This is a genomic window from Caenimonas soli (assembly GCF_013155545.1).
Lineage (GTDB): Bacteria > Pseudomonadota > Gammaproteobacteria > Burkholderiales > Burkholderiaceae_C > Ramlibacter > Ramlibacter soli.
The window spans coordinates 1-21,685 of record NZ_JABJVV010000005.1; the positions used below are offsets into that span (position 1 = coordinate 1).

Below are 21,685 nucleotides of genomic sequence, written 5' to 3' on the forward strand. Positions count from 1 at the left end.
ATTGCCGAGCCACCCAACGGCTGGATCAAAAGCGTCTTGGGGTTCAGGCAGTTCAGCCTCAGGGGACTACACCGCGTGCAAGCCGAGTGGAAACTCGTTTGCATGGCGTTGAATCTGCGAAGGATGCGCAGCTTGCAACTGCCTTGAGGGGCCAGAACACCCGGCATCGTGCATTGCCGTTCGTCTGAGCGCGGGATGGCGGCTCTAATACCCCACAAAACAGCAAACTTGCTTGCCAGCGTGGATGCCGGGTCAACCCCGGGCATGACAACTACGCTCTGCCGCGCAGACTCCTAGCCCTTCTTCGCGAGCACAGGCTGCCACTGCAGAAACGACTCTGGTGCCCCGTCAGTCCATGGCCAGACACCCTTAGTCGTCGGATAGACAACCTGCACGACTTCGAAGTCTCGGCCTCCATAGAAATCGATGGCCTGGCCAAAGTAGTCGTCATAGACTGACCGCGGCACTGCACCGATGTATATCTCAAAGCCTCCGAGGAAGCCGCCGTAGTATTGTCCGACCGTGAACCGTTCGCCCTCACGGACCCGCCTGTTGTACTCGTTGACGACAGAGTGGGCCATGGGCTGCTTGAGGCCAATGACCACCACCTCAGGTTCACCGGTCTCACGGTGGATTCCGATGGAGTACGCAAACGGCGGCAGATCGCCTTCCGGATCGAACACGTGCATGACGCTGCAGCCGTACTTGGCGATGTCTTCTTTGGTCCTCTGATCGCCCCCACGCTCCATTGGTGCCCTTTAACGTAAAAATGACCGGCGACCAAGACAAGGTGCGACCGAAGGGAGCGGACGCACTTGGGCGTCCGTGTCGATTGAAAAGTTAGAGCGCATTGACGTGCCTTTAGTCAGGATCTTGGTAGTAGAACCCCACATCAAGTGCAATTTGATGCTGCACGAGAAGCCCGGCTAATGGTACCGAAATGAAGGGTCCGCCACCTGTGCCGCTGCCGCCCCAAAAGAAGCCGAGATGAGTTTCAGTCCCGGCGGCGCGCTCTTCAGAGAGGGACACGCCCGGCTTCAGCCGACTAAGAAGCCACTCGACATGCAAGTATGGATCCAGCACGTCTGAGCCAATCGCCTCTTCCGAGTCGAAAGCCCAGGAATACCGAGGAAGGTCGGTCCGCCGAACAAATCCCGCGGCCCTAAGCCGTTCCGCACTCGCTAAGCGCGCCGGCGAGTGCTGGTCATCGCACTCGATCGCTTCGAGCAATTCCGAGCACAGAATTCGAGAAGCCGCGCGTGAGTCATCGGACTTTATGAAGAACGTGCAGTAGTACGCCATGCTGCGTGCGCTCTAACGTTCGACATGAGCGGCATGACGCGGCAGGCGAAGCCTGCCGTGGCATGTCCGCTCGATGGAGGGGTTAGAGCGCATGTTGGCCGTGGGCAGGGGTATTAAAGTTTTGGCAAAGCGCTCCGCAGCCACAACAGCAGCGGTATGCCGGCTACGACTACTACAGCCGTTACCAAGAGAGCCTCAATGTTGAGATTCTCGCGTGCTATTTCGAGGAAGTTCGGCTTTGCGCGGGCTTCCAAGAAGTAGCCTTGCACAGGTGACGCCAGTTTGATTGCCTCGGCGACAACCTGTACCAACCGATGGAGCCCAAGCAGGACGAGCATTCCAAGTATTGCGAACTGCCAGGGCGTCTGGAACGTGCGCCACCACATTGCTGAAGTGACACCAACAAGCATGAGGCATGCAACGAATGGCAGAGCGATGGCGACGAGGAATTGCATCGGGCGAGTGGCGAGGCGGTTGAAGGGAGTGCGCTCTAACGTTGAAGGTAACCGGACCGCAACAGTCGCCGCGGAGCGGCCTCCTGCAGTTGCGTGTCCGTGTTGACCGACCAGTTAACCCACAACCTGATGGCCGGCGTGCGCAATTTACGTGTTGCCAGGATGGAACCCTCCTTCAGCTTGCGAGGTTGGCTCACCTAGTTCCTCCAGCAAGGCCTCAACGATAGCCTGGACCGTGGTACTTGGTTCGGCACCAGTCTCTTCCCGAGTGCCCGCGGCCAGGTGGCGGACAACGTCAGCCAAGAGCGTCCCCCAAGCGGCGGGCTCGTCCACTCCTTGCGCGCGCCACATGCCGATGTTCATCGTGCAATGAAGGCCACGCTCTGCGATCCATGCGCTGAGCATTTGCACCGCGTCTGGATCTCTTTGAGCAGCCGGGGGGATGACGAGTGGGCGCATTGTTGCGGGTTAACGTGATATGGCCCGCAGACCTGCCGCATAACATGGCTGAACGCACATACCGAGTTCCTCCGCTATCTTCTTTAAGTCGTTGGTTTATATCAGGAAGTTGGTGTGGACCGCTACTCGCGCCGGTTGCGAAAAAGCTGCGGGAGCCGGCAACACCGCGGAATAACACCGATCCTCGATCGCTTGATATTCGCTGTAAACGTAGCCGCCGGCCTTGCCACGTCTAGGTTTCGCGGCAATACTGTATGCATGACCAGTTACGAAAATACCGGCAAACCCCGCACACCGCTGTTTCGGCCGCCCTTGCAGGCGCCACGTTTGCTCGGCCAATTGCGCGAGCGCTTGCGGTATTTGCACTACAGCTTGCGCACCGAGCAGACGTATGTGTATTGGGTGCGCTTTTTCATCCACTTCAGCGGCATCAAGCATCCTCGCGATATGGGCAAGCCGGAGGTCGAGGCATTCCTCACAATGCTGGCCACTGAGCGAAAGGTCTCAGTATCCACGCATCGACAGGCGCTGAGCGCGATCCTGTTCCTGTACAAGGAAGTCCTGGGGCACGAATTGCCCTGGCTGCAGGAGATCGGCCGGCCGTCGCCCAAGCGCCGCATACCCGCTGTGCTGACAATGGCGGAGGTCCAGCGGCTGCTTGGTTTCATCGACGGAGAAACGGGATTGCTCGCCCGCTTGCTCTATGGCACAGGCATGCGCCTGATGGAGGGGCTTTCGCTGCGCGTGAAGGACATCGACTTTGATCGCCATGCGATCGTGGTGCGGGAAGGAAAGGGTGCCAAGGATCGCGTGGTGATGCTGCCGCGGTCGTTGCAAGAGCCACTGCGCGAGCAACTGGCTCGCTCGCGGGTTCTATGGGAACAGGATCGAGCCGCCCAACGACCCGGTGTGAGCCTGCCCCATGCGCTCGAGAGCAAGTATCCGCGGGCAGGACAATCGTGGATGTGGCATTGGGTCTTTCCCTCTCCAAAGCTCTCTACGGACCCACGCACGGGCATAGAGCGACGTCACCACCTGTTCGAGGAGCGCCTATCGCGTGCGCTCCGTAGCGCCACCACCATGGGGGGCATCGACAAGCATGTTTCCGCCCACACCCTGCGCCACTCCTTTGCAACCCACCTGCTGCAATCCGGCACTGACATTCGCACCGTCCAGGAGTTGCTAGGCCACAGCGACGTGAGCACCACGATGATTTATACCCATGTGCTGAAGGTGGCCGCCGGCGGCACGTCGAGCCCCCTGGATGCGCTGCTGCCGCCGCCCGTGTGCAAAGAACCAGAAATGGCTTACGCCTGAGGCAAAAAACCTGGATTGCGAATCAGGCCCGCAATGACAAGCCCTACATCCCCATCACTTCCTCGAACCGCTCGCCGCTGCTTTGCTGCTGCAGCGCCCACATCTCCGCATAGCGGCCGCCCCTGGCCAGCAGGTCGGCGTGGGTGCCGCGCTCGACGATGCGGCCGGCGTCCATCACCAGGATCTCGTGCGCGTCCACCACCGTGGACAGGCGGTGGGCGATGACCAGCGCGGTCTTGTTCTGCGCCACGCCTTTCAGCTCCGCCTGGATGGCGCGTTCGTTGGCCGAGTCCAGGGCCGAGGTGGCCTCGTCGAAGATCATGATGGGCGGGTTCTTCAGCAGCGTGCGCGCGATGGCCACGCGCTGCTTCTCGCCGCCCGATAGCTTGAGGCCGCGCTCGCCCACCATGGTGGCATAGCCCTTGGGCGTGGACTCGATGAAACTGTGGATGCGGGCGGCGCGCGCGGCCTCTTCCACTTCGGCGCGGCTCGCGCCCGGTTTGCCGTAGGCGATGTTGTATTCCACCGTGTCGTTGAACAGCACGGTGTCCTGCGGCACGATGCCGATGGCCTGGCGCACGCTGGTCTGCGTCACCTCGCGGATGTCTTGCCCGGCGATGGTGATGCAGCCCTGCTGCACGTCATAGAAGCGATACAGCAAGCGCGCCAGCGTGCTCTTGCCCGAACCCGAAGGCCCGACCACCGCCACCGTCTTGCCCGCCGGGATCTCGAAGCTCACGTGGTGCAGGATCTGGCGCGCCGGCTCGTAGGAGAAGCTCACGCTTTCGAAGCGCACCGTCGGTTGCTCCAGCCCCTGCAGCGGCTGCGCGCCGGGTTTGTCCGCGACCTCGCGCTCTTTTTCCATCAGCACGAACATCTTGTCCAGGTCCGTCAGGCTCTGCTTGATCTCGCGGTACAGCACCCCCAGAAAGTTCAGCGGGATGTACAGCTGGATCATGAAGGCGTTGACCATCACCAGGTCGCCCAGCGTCATGCGCCCTTCCACCACGCCCGCGGTGGCGCGCCACAGCATGGCCACCAGGCCGATCGCGATGATCAACTGCTGGCCGGTGTTGAGCATCGACAGCGTGGTCTGGCTCTTCAGCCGGGCCCGGCGCAGCTTCTCCAGGCTTTCGTCGTAGCGCTTCGCCTCGAAGCCTTCGTTGTTGAAATACTTGACGGTCTCGTAGTTCAGCAGCGAATCCACCGCCTTGGTGTGGGCGGCCGAATCGAACTCGTTGGCTTCCTTGCGGAACTTGGTGCGCCACTCGGTGATGCTGACGGTGAAGAAGATGTACACGGCCAGCGCGGCGATCGTGATCCAGGCGAACCAGGCATCGAACTTGATCGCCAGGATGGACAGCACCAGCGTCACCTCGATCAGGGTGGGCACGATGCTGTAGAGCGAATACGAGATCAGCGACTCGATGCCGCGCACCCCACGCTCGATGTCGCGCGTCATGCCGCCGGTCTGGCGCTCCAGGTGGAAGCGCAGGCTCAGCGCATGCAGGTGCTGGAAGGTTTCCAGGGCGATGCTGCGGGCCGCTCCCTGCGTCGCCTTGGCAAACACCAGTTCGCGCAGCTCGGTGAAGAACGAGGTAGACAAGCGCAGCAGGCCGTAAGCCAGCAGCAGGCCCATCGGCACCACCAGCACGGCCGCCGGGTCGCCCGGCTTGAAGCTCATCGCATCGACCAGGTTCTTCAGCAGCACCGGCACGCCGACGTTGGCCACCTTGGCGCCGATCATGAAGGCCAGGGCGGCGATCACCCGCCACTTGTATTGCCACAGGTAGGGGAACAGCCGCCGCAGCGTCGCCCAGTCGGTGTGGGTGCGCGGCGCGGCGGCGGCGCCGGCGGGCAAAGAGGCTGAGGAGGAGCTAAGTTCGCCGGCACGGCGCATCGGGGACAATCCAGACTTGTGTTCTTAAGAATGAGATTGTGCCCATGTCCGCCAATTCAAGCGCACCCGACCTGGCCTTGCCCACCGACAAGGAACTGGTACTGAAGGTAATTCCGATGCCGGCGGACTGCAACGCCAATGGCGACATCTTCGGCGGCTGGGTCATGGCCCAGGTGGACTTGGCCGGTTCGGTGGTGCCGGCGCGCTATGTGGACGGCCGCATGGCCACGGTGGCGGTCAACCAGTTCATCTTCAAGCAGCCGGTGCGGGTGGGCGACATCCTGTCGTTCTTCGCGGCCATCACCCGCATCGGCAACACGTCGATCACCGTGCAGGTGGAGGTGTACGCCGAGCGCTTCCGGGCCCAGGGGCGCTACGTGAAGGTCACCGAGGCCTCGCTGACCTACGTGGCCATCGACGAGGGCGGAAAGCCCCGGCCTATCCCGAAAAGGTGAAATGTCATCCCGGACACGATCCGGGATCCATCCTCAGAATTTCCCGTGCCGGCCTTCGCCGCCGGCAAAGCGCGTGGCGCCTTCCAGCCCGTCGGCGATGCGGTGCTTGCTGCGCTCCCACTCCAGGCGCAGCGCCTCGGGCAAGGGCAGATCCCACTGCTGGTAGGCGTTCATGCGGTCGGCCAGCATGGTCCTTTGCGGGAACTTCGCCAGCTGCTGTGCCAGAGCCATCGCGGCTTCCCGCGCATCACCCCGGGGCACGACGCGGTTGCACAAGCCCATCTGCAATGCCTCGGCTGCCTCTACCTTGCGGCCGGTAAGGATCAGGTCCATGGCGTGGCCCATGCCGATCAGGCGCGGCAGCCGCACGGTGCCGCCGTCGATCAGCGGCACGCCGAAGCGCCGGCAGTAAACGCCGAAGTAGGCGTCCTCTTCCATGACCCGCATATCGCACCACAAGGCCAGTTCCATGCCGCCGGCGACAGCCGCCCCGCTCACGGCCGCGATGACCGGCTTGGACAGCAACAGGCGCGAGGGCCCCATGGGACCCTGGGGTTTGTCATCGCCGGCGCTGAAGTCGAGATCGGCCAGCGCCGCGCCGGGATGTTGCTGCGCGGCCAGCTGCGCGCCGGCCTGCAGATCCCAGCCGGCGCAGAAATGGCCGTTGGCGCCATGGAACACGGCGACCAGCGCTTCGTGGTCGGCGTCGAAGGCAAGGAAGGCCTGATGCAGGGCATGGGCAGTTGCCGCGTCCACTGCATTGCGCACTTCGGGCCGGTCCAGGGTCACCAAAGTGACGGGCCCGAGCTTCTCAACACGAACGCTTGCTTCCATTTTGTCATTACACCTTAAACGCACGCCTCCGGTCCGCTAAGTGACACCGATCCGGGCAGACCCTGTACATGATGCAGGCCCCGGAAAGTTATAACCGGGCACACAGAAGATGGAGAGACAGTGCAATTCGTACAACTGGTGATCAGCGGCATTGCGCAGGGATGCATCTACGGGCTGATCGCGCTGGGCTTCGTGCTCATCTACAAAGCCACCGAAACCGTGAGCTTCGCCCAAGGCGAACTCATGATGCTGGGGGCGTTCTGCGGCCTGGCGACCATGACGTTCCTGGGCTTCCCGTTCTGGCTGGCCGTGCTCAGCGCGATCGCGGCAATGGCGCTGTTCGGCGTCCTGCTCGAACGCGTGGTGATACGCCCCATCCTGGGGCAACCGGCGTTCTCCATCGTCATGCTGACCATCGGCATCGGCTATGTGGCGCGCGGCCTGATCACCATGATCCCGGCGATCGGCACCGAGACCCACACCCTGCCCGTGCCCTACAAGGACCAGGTCTGGAATGCCGGCCCGCTGGTGCTCAACGCCGAGCAGATGGTCGTGATCGGCGCCACCGCCGCGCTGTGCCTGCTGCTCTTCGCCGTGTTCCGGTACAGCAAGGTCGGCATCGCCATGCAGGCCTCGTCGCAGAACCAGCTGGCGGCCTATTACATGGGCATCCCGGTCAAGAAGCTCAACGGCCTGGTCTGGGGCCTCGCGGCATCGGTCGCCGCTGTCGCCGGCCTGCTGCTGGCGCCCATCACCTTCGTGCACGCCAACATGGGCTTCATCGGCCTGAAGGCTTTCCCCGCCGCGGTGGTGGGCGGCTTCGGCAGCCTGCCCGGCGCCATCGTCGGCGGCCTGATCATCGGCATCGTCGAATCGCTCTCGGGTTTCTACCTGCCCCAGGGTGTCAAGGACATTGCCGCGTACATCGTGGTGCTGATCATGCTCATGGTCAAACCGAACGGCTTGTTCGGCGAAAAACTCCGCAAGAAAGTTTAAGACAGCCATGCGCTTCATCTTCAAGACCGACTACAACCAGGACGTCAAGCTCGCCAAGCATGGCGGCCATGTGTTCTGGTACAGCGCCCTGCTGCTGTTGCTGCTGGCCGCGCCCTGGCTGTTCGCCGAGTACTGGCTGGCCCAGCTCACCTTCGTGCTGATCTACTCCATCGTCGGCCTCGGGCTGATGCTGCTGGCGGGCTTCACCGGCCTCTTCTCCATCGGCCACGCCGCCTTCCTGGGGGTCGGGGCCTATACGCAGGCCGTGTTCGTCAACATGGGCGTGCCCTTCCCCATCGCCCTGGCGCTGGCGGGCCTGCTCTCGGCCGCGGTCGGCGTCATCGTGGGCTTGCCCGCGCTGCGCGTGAAGGGCATCTACCTAGGCATCGCCACCCTGTCCTTCGGCTTCATCGTCGAGGAAGTGCTGGCGCGCTGGGAGTCGGTCACCGGCGGCAACTCCGGCATCCACGTCAAGCAGCCCGATCTGTTCGGCTACAAGGTCGATTCCGCCATCGGTTTCTATTTCCTGTGCCTGGTCATCACCATCGTGGCCACCCTGGGCATCCTCAACCTGCTGCGTTCGGCCACCGGCCGGGCCTTCGTCGCCATCCGCGATTCGGAGATCTCGGCGCAGAGCATGGGCATCCACCTGGCGCGCTACAAGACGCTGTCGTTCGCGCTGTCGGCGGCGCTGGCCGGCGTCGGCGGCGCGCTCTATGCGCACAAGCTGTCCTTCATCTCGCCCGACCAGTTCAACATCCTGCAATCGATCGACCTGCTCCTGATGGTGGTGATCGGCGGCCTGGGCTCGGTGCACGGCGCTTTCCTGGGCGCCATCTTCCTGATCTCCATGCCGCAGGTGATCTCGCTCACCAAGGATTACCTGCCGCCCGTCGTCGGCCAGGCGCCCGGCCTGCAGGGCGTGGTGTATGGCGCGGTGTTGATCGCCTTCGTGCTGTTCGAGCCGCTCGGCCTGTACGGCCGCTGGCTCAAGGTCCGCACCTACCTGCAGCTCTTCCCCTTCTACCGCAAGGGCCTGTTCAAGCGGCAGAAATCCTTCCAGAAATCGGACCGCCTGAGATGATCCAAACGCACAACAGCCCCCTGGCGGCAGCGGGCACCAACGGCCCCCTGCTCTCCGCGAAAAACCTCAGCGTGCGCTTCGGCGGCGTGCTGGCCGTCAACAGCGTGAGCTTCGAGGTCGAGCGCGGCGAGGTGTTCACACTGATCGGCCCCAACGGCGCCGGCAAGACCACGGTGTTCAACCTGATCAGCCGCATCTACACGCCCACCACCGGCGAAATCGAGTACGAGGGCCAGTTGCTCACCGAGCAGCCGCCGCACAAGATCGCCTCGCTGGGCATCGCCCGCACTTTCCAGAACATCGAGCTGTTCGAACACGCCACCGTGCTGCACAACCTGCTGATCGGCCGCCACACGCATCGCACCACGGGCCTGTGGAGCGACCTGTTCTTCACCGGCAAGGCAAGGCGGGGCGAGATCGAGGCGCGCGAGAAGTGCGAGCGCGTGATCGAGTTCCTCGACCTGCAGAAGCACCGCGATTCCATGGTCGCCGGCCTGCCCTATGGCGTGCGCAAGGTGGTCGAACTGGCGCGCGCCCTGTGCACCGAGCCCAAGCTGCTGCTGCTGGACGAGCCTTCGTCCGGCCTGAACGTGGAAGAAACCGAAGACATGGCCTTCTGGATCCAGGACATCAAGCACGAGCTGGGCATCACCGTGCTGATGGTCGAACACGACATGACGCTCGTCTCCAAGGTATCCGATCGGGTGCTGGCGATGAACCAGGGCGAAGTCCTGGCCATGGGCACGCCGCGCGAAGTACAAAACCACCCCGGCGTGATCGAGGCCTACCTGGGCTCGGTCGACGACATGAGCAGCCTCAGAAGGGAGCCGGCATGACGACCAATCCTCCCAGCGTGAGCGACACCCCCGTCCTCAAGCTCTCCAACGTCGAGTCCGCCTACGGACCTATCAAGGCCATCCGCGGCGTCAGCCTGCAGGTGCGCCGGGGCGAGATCGCCACCGTGCTGGGCTCCAACGGCGCCGGCAAGACCACGATCCTCAAGACCATCTCCGGCATCATCGATCCGCGCAAGGGCAGCGTCGAGTTCAAGGGTGACAACATCACCGCCAACGACCCGGCCCACATCGTGCGGCAGGGCCTGTCGCACGTGCCCGAGGGGCGCGAGGTGTTCCCGCTGCTGACCGTGCACGACAACCTGGTGATGGGCGCCTACACCCGAAAGGACAGCGACGGCGTGGCCCGCGACATGGAGGCGGTGTACGGCTACTTCCCCATCCTCAAGGAGCGCGCCACGCAGGACGCCGGCCTGCTCTCCGGCGGCCAGCAGCAGATGCTGGCGATCTCGCGCGCCATCATGGCCGCGCCCGACCTGATCCTGCTGGACGAGCCCAGCCTGGGCCTCTCCCCCAAGCTGACCCGCGAGATCTTCGAGATCGTGGTGCGCATCAACCGCGAACGGGGAACCACCATCCTGCTCGTGGAACAGAACGCCAACATGGCGCTCAACGCCTCCGACTACGGCTACGTCCTGGAGAACGGACGCATCGTGATGGAAGACACCTGCGCGCGCCTGCGCGAGAAGGACGACATCAAGGAGTTCTACCTGGGCATGAAGGAAGCCGGCGTGCGCGGCGAGCGCCGCTGGAAAAAGAAGAAGAACTGGAGGTAGGAACGATGTCGAATCTCTGGGACCTGTCCCATATCCAACCGAATACGTCCGTCGTCCTCGAGGGCGACACCATTCCCGCCATGTTCTGGAACGGCGTGGACAAGCGTGGCCAGCAGATCTGGATGCGCCAGAAGAAGCTGGGCATCTGGCGCGCCTGGTCGTGGCAACAGACCGGCGAGGCCGTGCTCGAAATCGCCGGCGGCCTGATGAGCCTCGGGCTGCAGCGTGGCGGCACCGCTTCCATCCTGTCCAACACCGTCATCGAATGGGTGCTGGCCGACCTGGCCATCCTCTCCTGCGGTGGTGTGTCCAACGGCATCTACCCCACCGACGCCGCCTCGCAGGTCCATTACCTGTGCGAGGACTCGGGCACCACCATCCTGTTCGTCGAAGACGACGAGCAGTTGGACAAGGCCCTCGAAGTGCGCCAGCAACTGCGCGGCCTCACCAAGATCATCGTGTTCGACATGGAGGGCCTGCGCGACCTGGACGATCCGGGCGTGATGAGCCTGGAAGACCTGCGTGTCCTCGGCCGCCAGTACATGGCCAAGAACCCCGAGGCGCTGATGAAGCGCATCAAGGCCTGCCGCCCTGAAGACCTGGCCATCCTGGTCTATACCTCGGGCACCACCGGCAAGCCCAAGGGCGCCATGCACAGCCACAAGGGTTTGATCTACACCGTGCGCGGCTACAACACGCTGGTGGCGCAGGACCACACCGACGAGCGCATGTGCTTCTTGCCGCTTTGCCACATCGCCGAGCGGCTGGGCGGCGAATATTTCTCCCTGTACACCGGCGCCGTCCTCAACTTCGTCGAGAACCCCGAGACGGTGCCCGAGAACGTGCGCGAGATTTCGCCCACCGTGTTCACCGCCGTGCCGCGCGTCTGGGAGAAGTTCTATTCGGCCGTGATGATCGCGCTGAAGGAAGCCAGCCCGCTGCAGCAAGCCGCCTACGCCTGGGGCATCGGCGTGGGCACGAAGATCGCCGACAAGGTGCTGGCGGGCGAACCGGTCGACGGCTTTCTCAAGTTCAAGTTCACCCTGGCGCGCTGGATCGCCTTGAACAACGTACGCAAGCTGATTGGCATCCACCGTTCGCGCTTCCTGGTCACGGGTGCCGCGCCCATTTCGCCGGAACTGGTGAAGTGGTACCTGGCGCTGGGCCTGCCCATGCTGGAAGTCTGGGGCATGACCGAATCGTGCGGCGCGGCCACCGGCGTTCCGGCGAACAAGATCAAGCCCGGCTCCATCGGCCCGGCGGCTTCGTACAACGAGGTCAAGCTGGATCCGCACACCAGCGAGATCCTGGTGCGGGGCGCCAACGTCTTCATGGGCTACCTGAACCAGCCCGAGAAGACCGCCGAGACCATCGACAAGGACGGCTGGCTGCACACCGGCGACGTCGGCCTGGTCGACGAAGACGGCTTCTTCCGCATCACCGACCGGATGAAGGACATCATCATCACGGCCGGCGGCAAGAACATCACGCCCAGCGAACTGGAGAACGAGCTGAAGTTCTCTCCCTACATCACCGACGCGGTGGTCATCGGCGACAAGAAGCCCTATCTCTCGGTGATCGTCATGATCGACCAGGAGAACGTGGAAAAGTTCGCGCAGGACCACGACGTGCCTTTCAGCAACTACGCCAGCCTGACCAGGTCGCCCCAGGTGCAGGAGCTGATACAGGCCGAACTCGATCGCGTGAACAAGAAGTTCGCCCGCGTGGAACAGATCAAGAAGTTTTTCCTCCTCGACACGCAGTTGTCCGCCGAGGACGAAGAGCTCACGCCCACGATGAAGCTGAAACGCAAACTGGTGCAGCAGAAATATGCGCCCCAAATCGAGGCCATGTACCGCTGACCGACTGGTCGGGGCCTATGTGAAACCCCTATGCGCAAAGTCGCCTAGGTGAAAGCCAATGTCGAGCGCTCCGGAAAGAATGCGTTGCCCATACACACCGCCTTCACTCCCGGAGACTCTCGATGAAGTTGAAACTCGCTTTTCTAGCCACACTGGCACTTGCTGCCGGTGCGGCGCAAGCACAATCCGCCGCCCCTGGCGTGAGCAAGAATGAGATCGTGCTCGGCACGATCCAGGATCTCTCGGGCCCTCTCGCCTCGTATGGCAAGCAAATCCGCATGGGCATGCAGATGCGCGTGGACGAGGCCAACGAAATGGGCGGCGTGCATGGCCGCAAGATCAAGCTGCTGATCGAAGACGACGGCTACGATCCCAAGAAGTCGGTGCTGGCCACCCAGAAGATGGTCAGCCAGGAACCGGGCATTTTCGCCATGGTGGGCCACCTGGGCACCGCCCAGAACATCGCCTCCATGCCGGTGCAGTTCGAAAAGAACGTGATCAACTTCCTGCCGATCACCGCCGCGCGCGAAATGTACGAGCCCGTGCACAAGCTGAAGTGGGCCAACGCCGCCACCTACTACGACCAGATGCGCATCGCCGCGCCGCGCCTGGTCAAGGACCGCAACCTGAGCAAGCCCTGCATCATTTACCAGGACGACGACTTCGGCATGGAAGTCCTGCGCGGCGCAGAAGCGGGCCTCAAGACCATCGGCAAGGAAATGGTTGAAAAGACCAGCTACAAGCGCGGCGCCACGGACTTTTCTTCGCAAGTGGCGAAGATGAAGGCCGCCGGCTGCGACCTGGTGGTGCTGGGCACCATCATCCGCGAGACCGTGGGCACCATGGCCGAGGCCAAAAAGACCGGCTTCAACCCGCTGTTCGTGGGCTCCAGCGCCGTCTACACCGACCTCATCCCCAAACTGGGCGGCAAGCTGGCCGAGGGCCTGTTCGCCACCATGACCTCGCAGCACCCGTACCTGGACGCGGCCGAACAGCCGATCCGCTTCTGGGCCAACAAGTACAAGACCCGCACCAACGAAGACCCGACCGTGTTCTCCGTGTACGGCTGGGGCGCGATGGACGCCTTCCTGAAGGTCGCCTTCAAGGCCGGCCCGAGCCTGACCACCGACAACTTCGTGAAGACCATGGAAACCATGACCTTCCCCCGAGATATGTTCGGTACGGCTGAGCTGACCTTCAGCCCGACCAAGCACCTGGGCAACCAGTACGCCCGCCTGTCGCAGATCCAGGACGGCCGCTGGAAGGTGACTTCCGACTACGTCGCCTTCGCCGGCCTGAAGCCGGTCCAGCAGAAGGACGGCAAGTGGAAGGTCGAGTCGGAGTTCTTCAAGGACCATTAAGTTCGTCGTTGCGGGCCTGGTGTCTAAGTGAATACGACAGCTTGACACCCGGGAGCGGCGGGCAAGAATACGCCTGACCCAACAGCCCGATCCACAGGAGACGCACGATGAAACTAAGAACCGCCGCCGCCCTTGCCGCGCTGGCGCTGGGCTCCAGCCTGGCCAGCGCGCAGAACGCCAACCAGGGCGTGAGCAAGACCGAGATCACGCTCGGCTCCATCCAGGACCTGTCCGGGCCGATCGCGGGCTTCGGCAAGCAGGTCCGCCTGGGCATGCTGTTGCGTGTCGAAGAGATCAACGAGCAAGGTGGCATCAACGGCCGCAAGATCAAGTTGATCGTCGAGGATTCGGCCTACGACCCCAAGAAGGCCGTGCTGGCCGCACAGAAGCTGGTCAACCAGGACAAGATCTTCGCCATGGTCGGCCACATCGGCACGGCGCAGAACATGGCCGCGATGCCGGTGCAGTTCGAGAAGAACGTCATCAATTTCTTCCCGGTCACCGCCGCGCGCGAGATGTATGAGCCCTTCCACCGGCTGAAGTACTCCTTTGCGGCCACCTACTACGACCAGATGCGCACCGCCGTTCCCAAGGTCGTCAAGGACAAGGGCGCCAAGAAGGTCTGTACCATGTACCAGGACGACGAGTTCGGCCTGGAAGTGATGCGTGGCGCCGAGGCCGGCCTCAAGGGCATGGGCATGGAACTGGCCGAGAAGACCAGCTACAAGCGTGGCGCCACCGACTTCTCGTCGCAGGTCGCCAAGCTCAAGTCCTCCGGCTGCGACATGGTGGTGCTGGGCACCATCATCCGCGAGACCATCGGCGCCATCGGTGAGGCCCGCAAGACCGGCTACAGCCCGACCTTCATCGGCTCCAGCGCGTCCTATACCGACCTCATCCACAAGCTGGGCGGCAAGGCGATGGACGGCCTGTATGCCACCCACACCGCGCAGCACCCGTACCTGGACGAGGCCGACCAGCCCATCCGCTTCTGGGCCAACAAGTACAAGACCAAGTACAACGAGGACCCGACGGTGTTCTCGGTCTATGGCTATTCCCTGATCGATGCGTTCGCGGCGGCCGCGCGCAAGGCCGGCCCCACCCTGACCACCGAGAGCTTCATCAAGGCCATGGACACCATGGTGATCCCGCCGGACATCTTCGGCAGCCCGGAAGCCAGATTCGGCCCGCAAAAGCGCCTGGGCAACGAGTTCTCGCGGCTCTCGCAGCTGCAGGATGGCCGTTGGAAAGTGGTGTCGGACTACGTCAAGCCCTGAACGGCCCGCACTCTGACAAAGCCGCCCTCGGGCGGCTTTTTTCTTGATAGGAGTGCTAACCTTGGCGGCCATGATCCAGCCGCCCCCTCCCAGCACGCCGCCCGACCCCCTCAACTCGCCGCTCTTGCAGAGCAAGTCCCTGTTGTGGCTGGTGGTGATCGTCACGGTGCTGTTCGCCGTCGTGCTGTGGCCCCTCAGCGGCGCGGTGTCCTGGGCGGTCTTCATGGCCATCGTGTTCTCGTCGCTGCAGGACCGGTCCGTCCTGGTTTGCCGCGGGCGCAAGGGCTGGGCCGCTTTCGGCACGCTGGTGGTCATCATCGTGAGCGTGCTGCTGCCCATGGCCTTGTTGACGGCGTCGATCACGCAGGAGGCTACCGCCTTCTACGAGCGCTTCAAGTCGGGTGACATCCAGCTCGCGGAGTACTTCCAGCGCGGTGTCGACGCGCTGCCCGAGTGGGTCCGCGCCACCCTGGGCCGCCTCGGCCTGGCCGACCTGGCCGCCGTGCAGGGCAAGCTGGTGGACGCTCTGGCCCGCAGCGGCCAGGCGCTGACGGCGCGCGCCTTCACCATCGGCCAGAACACACTGGACTTCGTGGTCAACTTCTTCGTGATGCTGTACGTGCTGTACTTCCTGCTGCGAGACGGCAAGACGCTGTCGGCCCAGGCCCAACGCGCCCTGCCGCTGAAGCCGGAACACAACAGGCGGCTGCTGAACCAGTTCGCTACCGTCGTGCGCGCCACCGTGAAGGGCAACGTGGTCGTGGCGCTGGTCCAGGGCGCGCTGGGCTGGCTTGCCTTCTGGTTCCTGGGCATCACGGGCGCGCTGCTGTGGGGCGCCCTGATGGCGCTGTTGTCGCTCCTGCCGGCCGTGGGCGCGGCCCTGGTGTGGGGGCCGGTCGCGCTCTACCTGCTGTCCACCGGTTCGATCTGGCCCGCGCTCGGCCTGCTGGCCTGGGGCGTGCTGGTGATCGGGCTGGTGGACAACGTGCTTCGCCCCATCCTGGTGGGCAAGGAAACGCGCCTGCCCGACTACCTGGTGCTGGTGGCGACGCTGGGCGGGTTGGCCGTGTTCGGCCTGAACGGTTTCGTCATCGGCCCGGTCATTGCGGCGATCTTCATCGTGGCCTGGGACATCTTTTCGGAAGCGCGCCAGGGACCCGCCGCGCAACGGGCCCCCGCCGCCGGCAAGACCAAGCGGCCCGCCGATCGGGCCACGATGTAAGGCGCAGCTGTTCCTATTTGGAACGCTTCGACTTGGCTGCGGCCTGGCCTTCGCCCGCGTCCCCCTGCATGCCCTGGGACATGCCGATCAGCACGCCACTGGCCAGTGCCGCGTAACTGTCCAGCAGCGCCTGCGCCGTCTTCAGGCCCATGGCCCGGCCTTCACGCAGCACAGCCTGCGCCTGGTCGGTCAGCTGCTCTACGGTTTGGGTTGCGTGCGCGCCGGTGCCGGTGCCCTTCATCTGGAACTTGTCCAGCACATGGGTCCAGGCAAGCTGCAAGGGGTTGGAGCCGTCGCCCACCGCCTTGCGGACCGTGCTGAAGAACATGTCCTCCATCTTCTCCAGGTCCGACAGGGCCTTCTTGACCTGGGTTTCACGCATGCCCGCACCATATTCCACCAACTGCTCCAGGGCGCGGCGATTGGCTTCCACGACCTGCAGCAAGGCTTCGTCCATGCCGGCGACGGCCTTGGCCAGCAGCGGCTCCATCTGTTGGGCGCCCATCGGGTTCTGCACGGCGCCTTGGGCCGCGGCCTGGCTGACCTGCTTGACCACAGCCTGGATGTTCTTCAGGGTCAGCTCGCGCCCCTGCAACGCCTTCAGCGTGGCCTCCTGCACGGACTTGCGAAGGGCTTCGCCTTGCCGCGCCGAGGCCTCGGCGAACTGGCCCATCAGGGCTTCCTGGTCAAAACCGAACTTGGGCATGGTGCCTCCCGGGAGTGGATGGTCGGCACACTATAAACCCGCATCATGAAACGATGTAGGCCCCCGAGCCGGCCGACATCAGCTTGCCGTCGGCCCCATAGAACTCCATGCGAGTGGAGGCGACCCGCGACCCCAGGCGCAGCACCTCGGCCCGCAACTCGAAAAACTCGCTGATGCCGGGCCGCAGGTAGTCGACCCGCAGGTCGATGGTGCCCAGCTTGGCGAAGCGGTGCAGGCGCTGCAAGGGCGGCTCATCCATGTGGCGCGCGCCAATTGCCGCCATCACGGCCAGACCTCCCATCGCGTCCAGGCCGGCGCTGATCACGCCGCCGTGGATGCGGTTGAACGAGTAGTGGCCCACCAGGTCCTTCTTCATGTCGATGCGCCCGGCGACGCGTTCCGGCGCCAGGCTGGTGATCTTCAGTCCGAGCACCTTGTTGAAGGTGATCTTGTCCTCGAAGATTTCCTTGAGGCCGGCGATGAATTCCTGCTCGAATTGGACCGGTACCTGCGGCGGATGTTTTGTCATAGATTCAGTTGCCTTGCAGCCAGGTCCTTCATGATCTCCTCGGCGCCGCCGCCGATCATCATGACCTTGACCTCGCGGTAGATGCGCTCGCTCTTCGTGCCGCGCATGAAACCCATGCCGCCCAGGATCTGCACCGCCTGGTCGGCGCAGAACTGCATGGTCTGGGTCGAGTGATTCTTCAGCATGCAAACCTGGGCAACGCAATGGGGGTCAGATTCCAATTTTCCCTCGTCGGCCAGCACGGTGACGGCATCCAGCCAGGCCCGGGTGGACGCGATGCGCATCTGCATGTCCACCAGCTTGTGGCGTATCACCTGTTTCTCCACCAGGGCGCTGCCGAACGTCCTGCGCTGGCGCGACCAGTCCAGGGCTTCGTCGAAGCAGGCCTGGGCGAAACCCAGCGCCATCGCCGACATGCCCAGGCGCTCGCCATTGAAGTTGCTCATGATGATCTTGAAGCCGCCGCCCTCCTCGCCCAGGAGATAGCGCACGGGGACGCGGACCCGGTCCATGCGCAGGTGCGCGGTGTCGGAGCACCACCAGCCCATCTTGTCGAGCTTGCTGCGCGATAGGCCTGGCGCGTCGCCCGGCACCAGGATCATCGAGATGCCGCCGGCGCCTTTGCTTCCTGCCTCGCCGGTGCGGACCGCCATCGTGATCCAGTCGGCGCGCATGCCGGAGGTGATGAACACTTTCTCGCCGTCGATGACCCATTCGTCGCCTTCGCGCCGGGCCGTGGTGCGCAAGCCCGCCACGTCGGAGCCGGCGCCCGGCTCGGTGATGGCGAGCGCAGCGATCTTGTCGCCGCGCAACACCGCCGGAATCACTTCCTGCTGTAGCTCCGGCGTGCCATGCCGCAGCAGCGGCGGCAGGCCGATGTTCAGCGAGAACAGGCTGGCCATCAGTCCGCCGCTGCCGCTGTGGTGCGCCATGGTGGCGGAGACGGCGTTGCGCAGCGCGAAGGGAGCGGGCGTGCCGCCCAACGCTTCGGGGTAGCCCAGGCCCAGAAGGCCGAGCGCCGCAGCCTCGCGATACAGCTCGCGCGGGAACTCTCCTGCCTCGTCCCAGGCAGCCACATTCGGTGCGATGCGTTCCAGCGTGAAGCGCCGGACCGTATCGGCCAGCGCCTCCACATCCTGCTTCAGATCGGCGTTCATGCCGCAGCCTCGAAAGTCACCAGCACCTGGGACGTAGCCGCCTGCTGGCCCTGTTCCACGTGCACCGCCTTCACCACCCCGTCGCGCGAGGCGGCCAGCACATGCTCCAGCTTCATCGACTCCAGGACCAACAGCGTGTCGCCCCGCACCACGGTGCTGCCGGGCTGAGCCTTGATCGCGATCACCTTGCCGTTGAACGGCGCACGCAGTTCATTCGCGCCGGCTGCACCGCCTGCGTTGGCGGCGGGCTGGAAAGAGACATCCTCCACCACGAGATCGAGTGGTCCGGCCTGCACATGCCAGGCGCCGTCGTCCATGCGAACGCGGGCGCCGGCGGGCGGCTTGATCAGTTGCGTCTGGCCGCCCTGCTCCACGTCCAGCGTGCCGTCGGCTTGTTCGCGCACTTGCAGCGCCAGCACGCGCCCGCGATGCAGCAGCCGCAATGGCCGCGGGAACGGGGCAGGCAGCCCGGTGCCGCGTTCGCCCAGGCCAGCGTAGATCGCCGCCAGTGCCGCCGGCACCAGTGCAAGCTGCTCTTCCCGCACCAGGGCTTCGCGCAGTTCATCGGCGCCCTGGTCCAGGAAGGGGATCAGTGCGGCGCCCTCCCGGAATCGGGGATGCCGCAAACAGGCCGCGAGAAAGCGCCGGTTGGTCGGCAGCCCCAGCAACTGCGTGCGATCGAGCGCCGCAGCCAGCTGGTCGATCGCCTGCGCGCGAGTCGGCGCGTGCGCTATCAGCTTGCCGAGCATGGAGTCGTAGTGCGGCGGCACCTCGAGTCCTTCGAAAAGCGCATGGTCGAAGCGCACGTCGCCCGGTTCGCGGAAATGCCCCACCGTGCCCGCATGCGGCGTGAAGTGCTCATCCTCCGCACACAGGCGCACCTCGATCGCATGACCCTGGAACCGCACCTGCTCCTGCGCCAACGGCAGGGGCTCACCCTGCGCCACCCGCATTTGCCACTCGACCAGGTCCAGACCGGTCACGGCCTCGGTGACCGGATGCTCGACCTGCAGGCGGGTGTTCATTTCCATCAAGTAGAACTGGCCTGCTTCCAGCAGGAACTCCACCGTGCCCGCGCCGACGTAGCCCGCCGCCTGCGCAAGCTCCACCGCACAGCGGCCCATGCGCTCGCGCAAGGCCGCATCGACTGCCGGGCTGGGCGTTTCCTCGATGATTTTCTGGTGGCGCCGCTGCACCGAGCAATCGCGCTCGCCCAGGTGGATGCAATGGCCGTGCGTGTCGGCGAACACCTGCACTTCCACATGGCGTGGTTCGAGCAAGGCTCGCTCCAGCAGCAATTCGCCGGAGCCGAAAGCCGATTGCGCCTCCGAGCGGGCGCCTTGCACGGCCGCCTGCAGCTGGCCGGCCTGGGTCACCAGCCGCATCCCGCGCCCGCCACCACCGGCAGCGGCCTTGACCATCACCGGAAATCCGACGCGCTGCGCCTCGGCGGCGAAGCGCGCATCGGACTGGTCTTCGCCCTGATAGCCCGGCAGGCAGGGCACGCCGCGCGCCTGGGCGATCTGCTTGGCCGACGACTTGCTGCCCAGCGCGCGGATGGCCTGCGGCGGCGGTCCCACCCACACCAGTCCGGCGTCGATGACGGCCTGGGCGAAGTCGGCGTTCTCGCTCAGGAAGCCATAGCCCGGATGCACGGCATCCGCGCCGGTGGCGCGGGCCGCGGCGATCAGCTTGTCGACACGCAGATAGGAGTCCGTCGAAGCATTGCCGCCAAGCGCATAGGCCGTGGTGGCCTCAGTCACGTGCAGCGCGCGGGCGTCGGCATCGGAATAGACCGCGACGGTCTGCATGCCCATGCGGTGCGCCGTGCTGATCACCCGGCGGGCGATCTCGCTGCGATTGGCGATGAGGAGGCGGCGGATCTTCACTGCCGCGTTCACGACGACTGCGGCCGCTTGGCGATGCCCATGATCTTGGCCAGGATGCCCAGCATCACTTCGTCGGCGCCGCCGCCGATGGAGCCCAGGCGGCCATCGCGGTACATGCGCGAGACCTTGTTCTCCCAAGTGAAACCCATGCCGCCCCAGAACTGCAGGCAGGCGTCCGGCACGATGCGGTTCAGGCGCCCGGCCTTGAGCTTGGCCATCGAGGCCAGCTCCAGCACGTCCTGGCCGCTCACATAGAGCTCACCGGCGCGGTAGGTGAGCGCGCGCAGGCATTCCACTTCCGTCTTGAGCTCCGCCAGCTTGAACTGCACCCATTGCTGGTCGGCCAGCGATGCGCCGAACAGCTTGCGCTCCTGCGCCCAGTCGATGGTCCACTGGATGCAGTTGGTGAGCGACTGCAGGCAACTGGCGGCCGCCCACAACCGCTCCTCCTGGAACTGCTGCATCTGGTAGATGAACCCCTGGCCTTCTTCGCCGATGCGGTAGCGCTGCGGCACGCGCACCTCGTCGAAGTAGATCAAGCCCGTATCGGAGGAGTTCATGCCGATCTTCTTGATCTTCTGCGCCACCTCGATGCCCTTGGTGAGCTTGCCGTTGGGGCCGTCGCGCATCGGCACGATGACCAGCGACTTGTTCTTATGAATGGGCCCTTCGCCGGTGTTGACCAGCATGCACATCCAGTCGGCCTGCAGGCTGTTGGTGATCCACATCTTCTGGCCGGTGATGATGTAGTCGTCGCCGTCCTTCACCGCCCGGCTCTTGATGGCGGCCACATCGCTGCCCGCGCCGGGCTCGCTGACGCCGATGCAGGCGACCATGTCGCCGGCGATGGCGGGCGCCAGGAACTGGCGGCGCAGCTCGTCGCTGCCGAAGCGCGCCAGCGCCGGTGTCGCCATGTCGGTCTGCACGCCGATGGCCATGGGCACGCCGCCGCATTCGATGTGACCCAGCGCCTCGGCCATGGCCATGGCATAGGAATAGTCCAGCCCCGCCCCGCCGTATTCCTCCGGCTTGGTAAGGCCCAGCAGGCCCAGCTGGCCCAAGCGCTTGAACACCTGATGCGCGGGAAAGATTTCGGCGGCCTCCCATTCATCGACATGGGGATTGATCTCCTCGTCGATGAAGCGCTTGAGGGTTTTCTGGATCTCGAGGTGCTCGTGGGTGAATTGCATTTCTTGTCTCCTGTTTCTTCTGTCATCCCGGACTTGATCCGGGATCCACCTGGGCGCGCC

Annotated in this window: 22 protein-coding genes; 11 read left to right on the forward strand and 11 right to left on the reverse strand. The window is 64.3% G+C overall.

Going from position 1 to position 21,685, the window contains the following annotated elements; genetic code table 11:
• The coding region (locus HNE04_RS08660) for a transposase (protein ID WP_172218143.1) at positions 1–147 on the forward strand (147 nt) is incomplete at its 5' end.
• Positions 148–293: 146 nt separating this feature from the next.
• Here HNE04_RS08660 and HNE04_RS08665 read toward each other — a convergent pair.
• From HNE04_RS08665 to HNE04_RS28510, 4 genes are all read right to left on the reverse strand, one after another.
• Positions 294–749 (reverse strand): DUF4262 domain-containing protein, encoded by a 456-nt coding sequence (locus HNE04_RS08665; RefSeq protein ID WP_172218144.1) that lies wholly within the window; start codon positions 747–749, stop codon positions 294–296.
• Positions 750–861: 112 nt separating this feature from the next.
• Positions 862–1,230 carry a hypothetical protein gene (locus HNE04_RS08670; protein WP_172218145.1) on the reverse strand — a complete coding sequence of 123 codons (369 nt, stop codon included), beginning with the start codon at positions 1,228–1,230 and terminating at the stop codon, positions 862–864.
• A 185-nt stretch (positions 1,231–1,415) separates the two neighbouring features.
• Complete coding sequence (locus tag HNE04_RS08675; protein WP_172218146.1) at positions 1,416–1,757, reverse strand: hypothetical protein; 342 nt, start codon at positions 1,755–1,757, stop codon at positions 1,416–1,418.
• Between the two features lie 147 nt (positions 1,758–1,904).
• Complete coding sequence (locus HNE04_RS28510) at positions 1,905–2,216, reverse strand: DUF5076 domain-containing protein (protein ID WP_407926595.1); 312 nt, start codon at positions 2,214–2,216, stop codon at positions 1,905–1,907.
• 114 nt (positions 2,217–2,330) lie between these two features.
• Between HNE04_RS28510 and HNE04_RS08685 the strand changes: the two genes are divergently transcribed.
• Positions 2,331–3,533 carry an integron integrase gene (locus HNE04_RS08685; protein ID WP_456237039.1) on the forward strand — a complete coding sequence of 401 codons (1,203 nt, stop codon included), beginning with the start codon at positions 2,331–2,333 and terminating at the stop codon, positions 3,531–3,533.
• A 43-nt stretch (positions 3,534–3,576) separates the two neighbouring features.
• On the opposite strand, the gene HNE04_RS08690 is transcribed toward HNE04_RS08685, so the two are convergent.
• Positions 3,577–5,433, reverse strand: coding sequence for an ABCB family ABC transporter ATP-binding protein/permease (locus tag HNE04_RS08690; protein WP_172218454.1), 1,857 nt, complete (start codon positions 5,431–5,433; stop codon positions 3,577–3,579).
• Between the two features lie 44 nt (positions 5,434–5,477).
• Between HNE04_RS08690 and HNE04_RS08695 the strand changes: the two genes are divergently transcribed.
• Positions 5,478–5,888 carry an acyl-CoA thioesterase gene (locus HNE04_RS08695; RefSeq protein ID WP_172218148.1) on the forward strand — a complete coding sequence of 137 codons (411 nt, stop codon included), beginning with the start codon at positions 5,478–5,480 and terminating at the stop codon, positions 5,886–5,888.
• 33 nt (positions 5,889–5,921) lie between these two features.
• Here the strand turns inward: HNE04_RS08695 and HNE04_RS08700 are convergent, their stop codons facing one another.
• Positions 5,922–6,722, reverse strand: a complete 801-nt coding sequence (locus tag HNE04_RS08700; protein ID WP_172218149.1) for a crotonase/enoyl-CoA hydratase family protein — start codon at positions 6,720–6,722, stop codon at positions 5,922–5,924.
• Positions 6,723–6,842: 120 nt separating this feature from the next.
• Between HNE04_RS08700 and HNE04_RS08705 the strand changes: the two genes are divergently transcribed.
• The 8 genes from HNE04_RS08705 to HNE04_RS08740 all read left to right on the forward strand — a co-directional run bounded on the left by HNE04_RS08705 (position 6,843) and on the right by HNE04_RS08740 (position 16,154).
• The gene (locus HNE04_RS08705; protein ID WP_172218150.1) at positions 6,843–7,718 is read left to right on the forward strand and encodes a branched-chain amino acid ABC transporter permease; all 876 of its coding nucleotides are present in this window, start codon (positions 6,843–6,845) and stop codon (positions 7,716–7,718) included.
• Positions 7,719–7,725: 7 nt separating this feature from the next.
• On the forward strand, positions 7,726–8,802 hold the full coding sequence (locus HNE04_RS08710; protein ID WP_172218151.1) for a branched-chain amino acid ABC transporter permease: 1,077 nt from the start codon (positions 7,726–7,728) through the stop codon (positions 8,800–8,802).
• Positions 8,799–9,638, forward strand: a complete 840-nt coding sequence (locus HNE04_RS08715) for an ABC transporter ATP-binding protein (RefSeq protein WP_172218152.1) — start codon at positions 8,799–8,801, stop codon at positions 9,636–9,638. Before HNE04_RS08710 ends, HNE04_RS08715 begins: the two co-directional genes overlap by 4 nt.
• Entirely contained in the window at positions 9,635–10,432 is a 798-nt protein-coding gene (locus tag HNE04_RS08720; protein WP_172218153.1) for an ABC transporter ATP-binding protein, read from the forward strand. Before HNE04_RS08715 ends, HNE04_RS08720 begins: the two co-directional genes overlap by 4 nt.
• Positions 10,433–10,437: 5 nt before the next feature.
• The gene (locus HNE04_RS08725) at positions 10,438–12,294 is read left to right on the forward strand and encodes an AMP-dependent synthetase/ligase (protein WP_172218154.1); all 1,857 of its coding nucleotides are present in this window, start codon (positions 10,438–10,440) and stop codon (positions 12,292–12,294) included.
• A 122-nt stretch (positions 12,295–12,416) separates the two neighbouring features.
• Positions 12,417–13,655, forward strand: a complete 1,239-nt coding sequence (locus HNE04_RS08730; protein WP_172218155.1) for an ABC transporter substrate-binding protein — start codon at positions 12,417–12,419, stop codon at positions 13,653–13,655.
• Positions 13,656–13,762: 107 nt separating this feature from the next.
• Positions 13,763–14,932: an ABC transporter substrate-binding protein gene (locus HNE04_RS08735; protein WP_172218156.1), complete on the forward strand. Its 1,170-nt coding sequence runs from the start codon at positions 13,763–13,765 to the stop codon at positions 14,930–14,932.
• 70 nt (positions 14,933–15,002) lie between these two features.
• Entirely contained in the window at positions 15,003–16,154 is a 1,152-nt protein-coding gene (locus HNE04_RS08740) for an AI-2E family transporter (RefSeq protein ID WP_172218157.1), read from the forward strand.
• Between the two features lie 13 nt (positions 16,155–16,167).
• On the opposite strand, the gene HNE04_RS08745 is transcribed toward HNE04_RS08740, so the two are convergent.
• The 5 genes from HNE04_RS08745 to HNE04_RS08765 are packed head-to-tail and all read right to left on the reverse strand — an operon-like array spanning position 16,168 to position 21,625.
• Positions 16,168–16,860 carry a DUF6781 family protein gene (locus HNE04_RS08745; protein WP_172218158.1) on the reverse strand — a complete coding sequence of 231 codons (693 nt, stop codon included), beginning with the start codon at positions 16,858–16,860 and terminating at the stop codon, positions 16,168–16,170.
• A gap of 43 nt (positions 16,861–16,903) precedes the next feature.
• A complete protein-coding gene (locus HNE04_RS08750) occupies positions 16,904–17,389 on the reverse strand; it encodes a thioesterase family protein (RefSeq protein ID WP_172218159.1) in 486 nt (161 codons plus the stop codon).
• A complete protein-coding gene (locus HNE04_RS08755; protein ID WP_172218160.1) occupies positions 17,386–18,546 on the reverse strand; it encodes an acyl-CoA dehydrogenase family protein in 1,161 nt (386 codons plus the stop codon). Before HNE04_RS08755 ends, HNE04_RS08750 begins: the two co-directional genes overlap by 4 nt.
• Positions 18,543–20,429, reverse strand: coding sequence for an acetyl/propionyl/methylcrotonyl-CoA carboxylase subunit alpha (locus HNE04_RS08760; protein WP_172218456.1), 1,887 nt, complete (start codon positions 20,427–20,429; stop codon positions 18,543–18,545). The genes HNE04_RS08755 and HNE04_RS08760 overlap by 4 nt, the downstream gene beginning before the upstream one ends.
• Positions 20,430–20,443: 14 nt before the next feature.
• Positions 20,444–21,625: an acyl-CoA dehydrogenase family protein gene (locus HNE04_RS08765; RefSeq protein WP_172218161.1), complete on the reverse strand. Its 1,182-nt coding sequence runs from the start codon at positions 21,623–21,625 to the stop codon at positions 20,444–20,446.
• Positions 21,626–21,685 lie beyond the last annotated feature (60 nt).

Bases quoted from the DNA above. Each gene is read 5' to 3' on its own strand.
- HNE04_RS08695 (WP_172218148.1), top strand. From the start codon at position 5,478: ATGTCCGCCAATTCAAGCGCACCCGACCTGGCCTTGCCCACCGACAAG.
- HNE04_RS08745 (WP_172218158.1), bottom strand. From the start codon at position 16,860: ATGCCCAAGTTCGGTTTTGACCAGGAAGCCCTGATGGGCCAGTTCGCC.
- HNE04_RS08735 (WP_172218156.1), top strand. From the start codon at position 13,763: ATGAAACTAAGAACCGCCGCCGCCCTTGCCGCGCTGGCGCTGGGCTCC.
- HNE04_RS08765 (WP_172218161.1), bottom strand. From the start codon at position 21,625: ATGCAATTCACCCACGAGCACCTCGAGATCCAGAAAACCCTCAAGCGC.
- HNE04_RS08750 (WP_172218159.1), bottom strand. From the start codon at position 17,389: ATGACAAAACATCCGCCGCAGGTACCGGTCCAATTCGAGCAGGAATTC.
- HNE04_RS08755 (WP_172218160.1), bottom strand. From the start codon at position 18,546: ATGAACGCCGATCTGAAGCAGGATGTGGAGGCGCTGGCCGATACGGTC.
- HNE04_RS08710 (WP_172218151.1), top strand. From the start codon at position 7,726: ATGCGCTTCATCTTCAAGACCGACTACAACCAGGACGTCAAGCTCGCC.
- HNE04_RS08665 (WP_172218144.1), bottom strand. From the start codon at position 749: ATGGAGCGTGGGGGCGATCAGAGGACCAAAGAAGACATCGCCAAGTAC.
- HNE04_RS08720 (WP_172218153.1), top strand. From the start codon at position 9,635: ATGACGACCAATCCTCCCAGCGTGAGCGACACCCCCGTCCTCAAGCTC.
- HNE04_RS08725 (WP_172218154.1), top strand. From the start codon at position 10,438: ATGTCGAATCTCTGGGACCTGTCCCATATCCAACCGAATACGTCCGTC.
- HNE04_RS28510 (WP_407926595.1), bottom strand. From the start codon at position 2,216: ATGCGCCCACTCGTCATCCCCCCGGCTGCTCAAAGAGATCCAGACGCG.
- HNE04_RS08675 (WP_172218146.1), bottom strand. From the start codon at position 1,757: ATGCAATTCCTCGTCGCCATCGCTCTGCCATTCGTTGCATGCCTCATG.
- HNE04_RS08690 (WP_172218454.1), bottom strand. From the start codon at position 5,433: ATGCGCCGTGCCGGCGAACTTAGCTCCTCCTCAGCCTCTTTGCCCGCC.
- HNE04_RS08740 (WP_172218157.1), top strand. From the start codon at position 15,003: ATGATCCAGCCGCCCCCTCCCAGCACGCCGCCCGACCCCCTCAACTCG.
- HNE04_RS08700 (WP_172218149.1), bottom strand. From the start codon at position 6,722: ATGGAAGCAAGCGTTCGTGTTGAGAAGCTCGGGCCCGTCACTTTGGTG.
- HNE04_RS08715 (WP_172218152.1), top strand. From the start codon at position 8,799: ATGATCCAAACGCACAACAGCCCCCTGGCGGCAGCGGGCACCAACGGC.
- HNE04_RS08730 (WP_172218155.1), top strand. From the start codon at position 12,417: ATGAAGTTGAAACTCGCTTTTCTAGCCACACTGGCACTTGCTGCCGGT.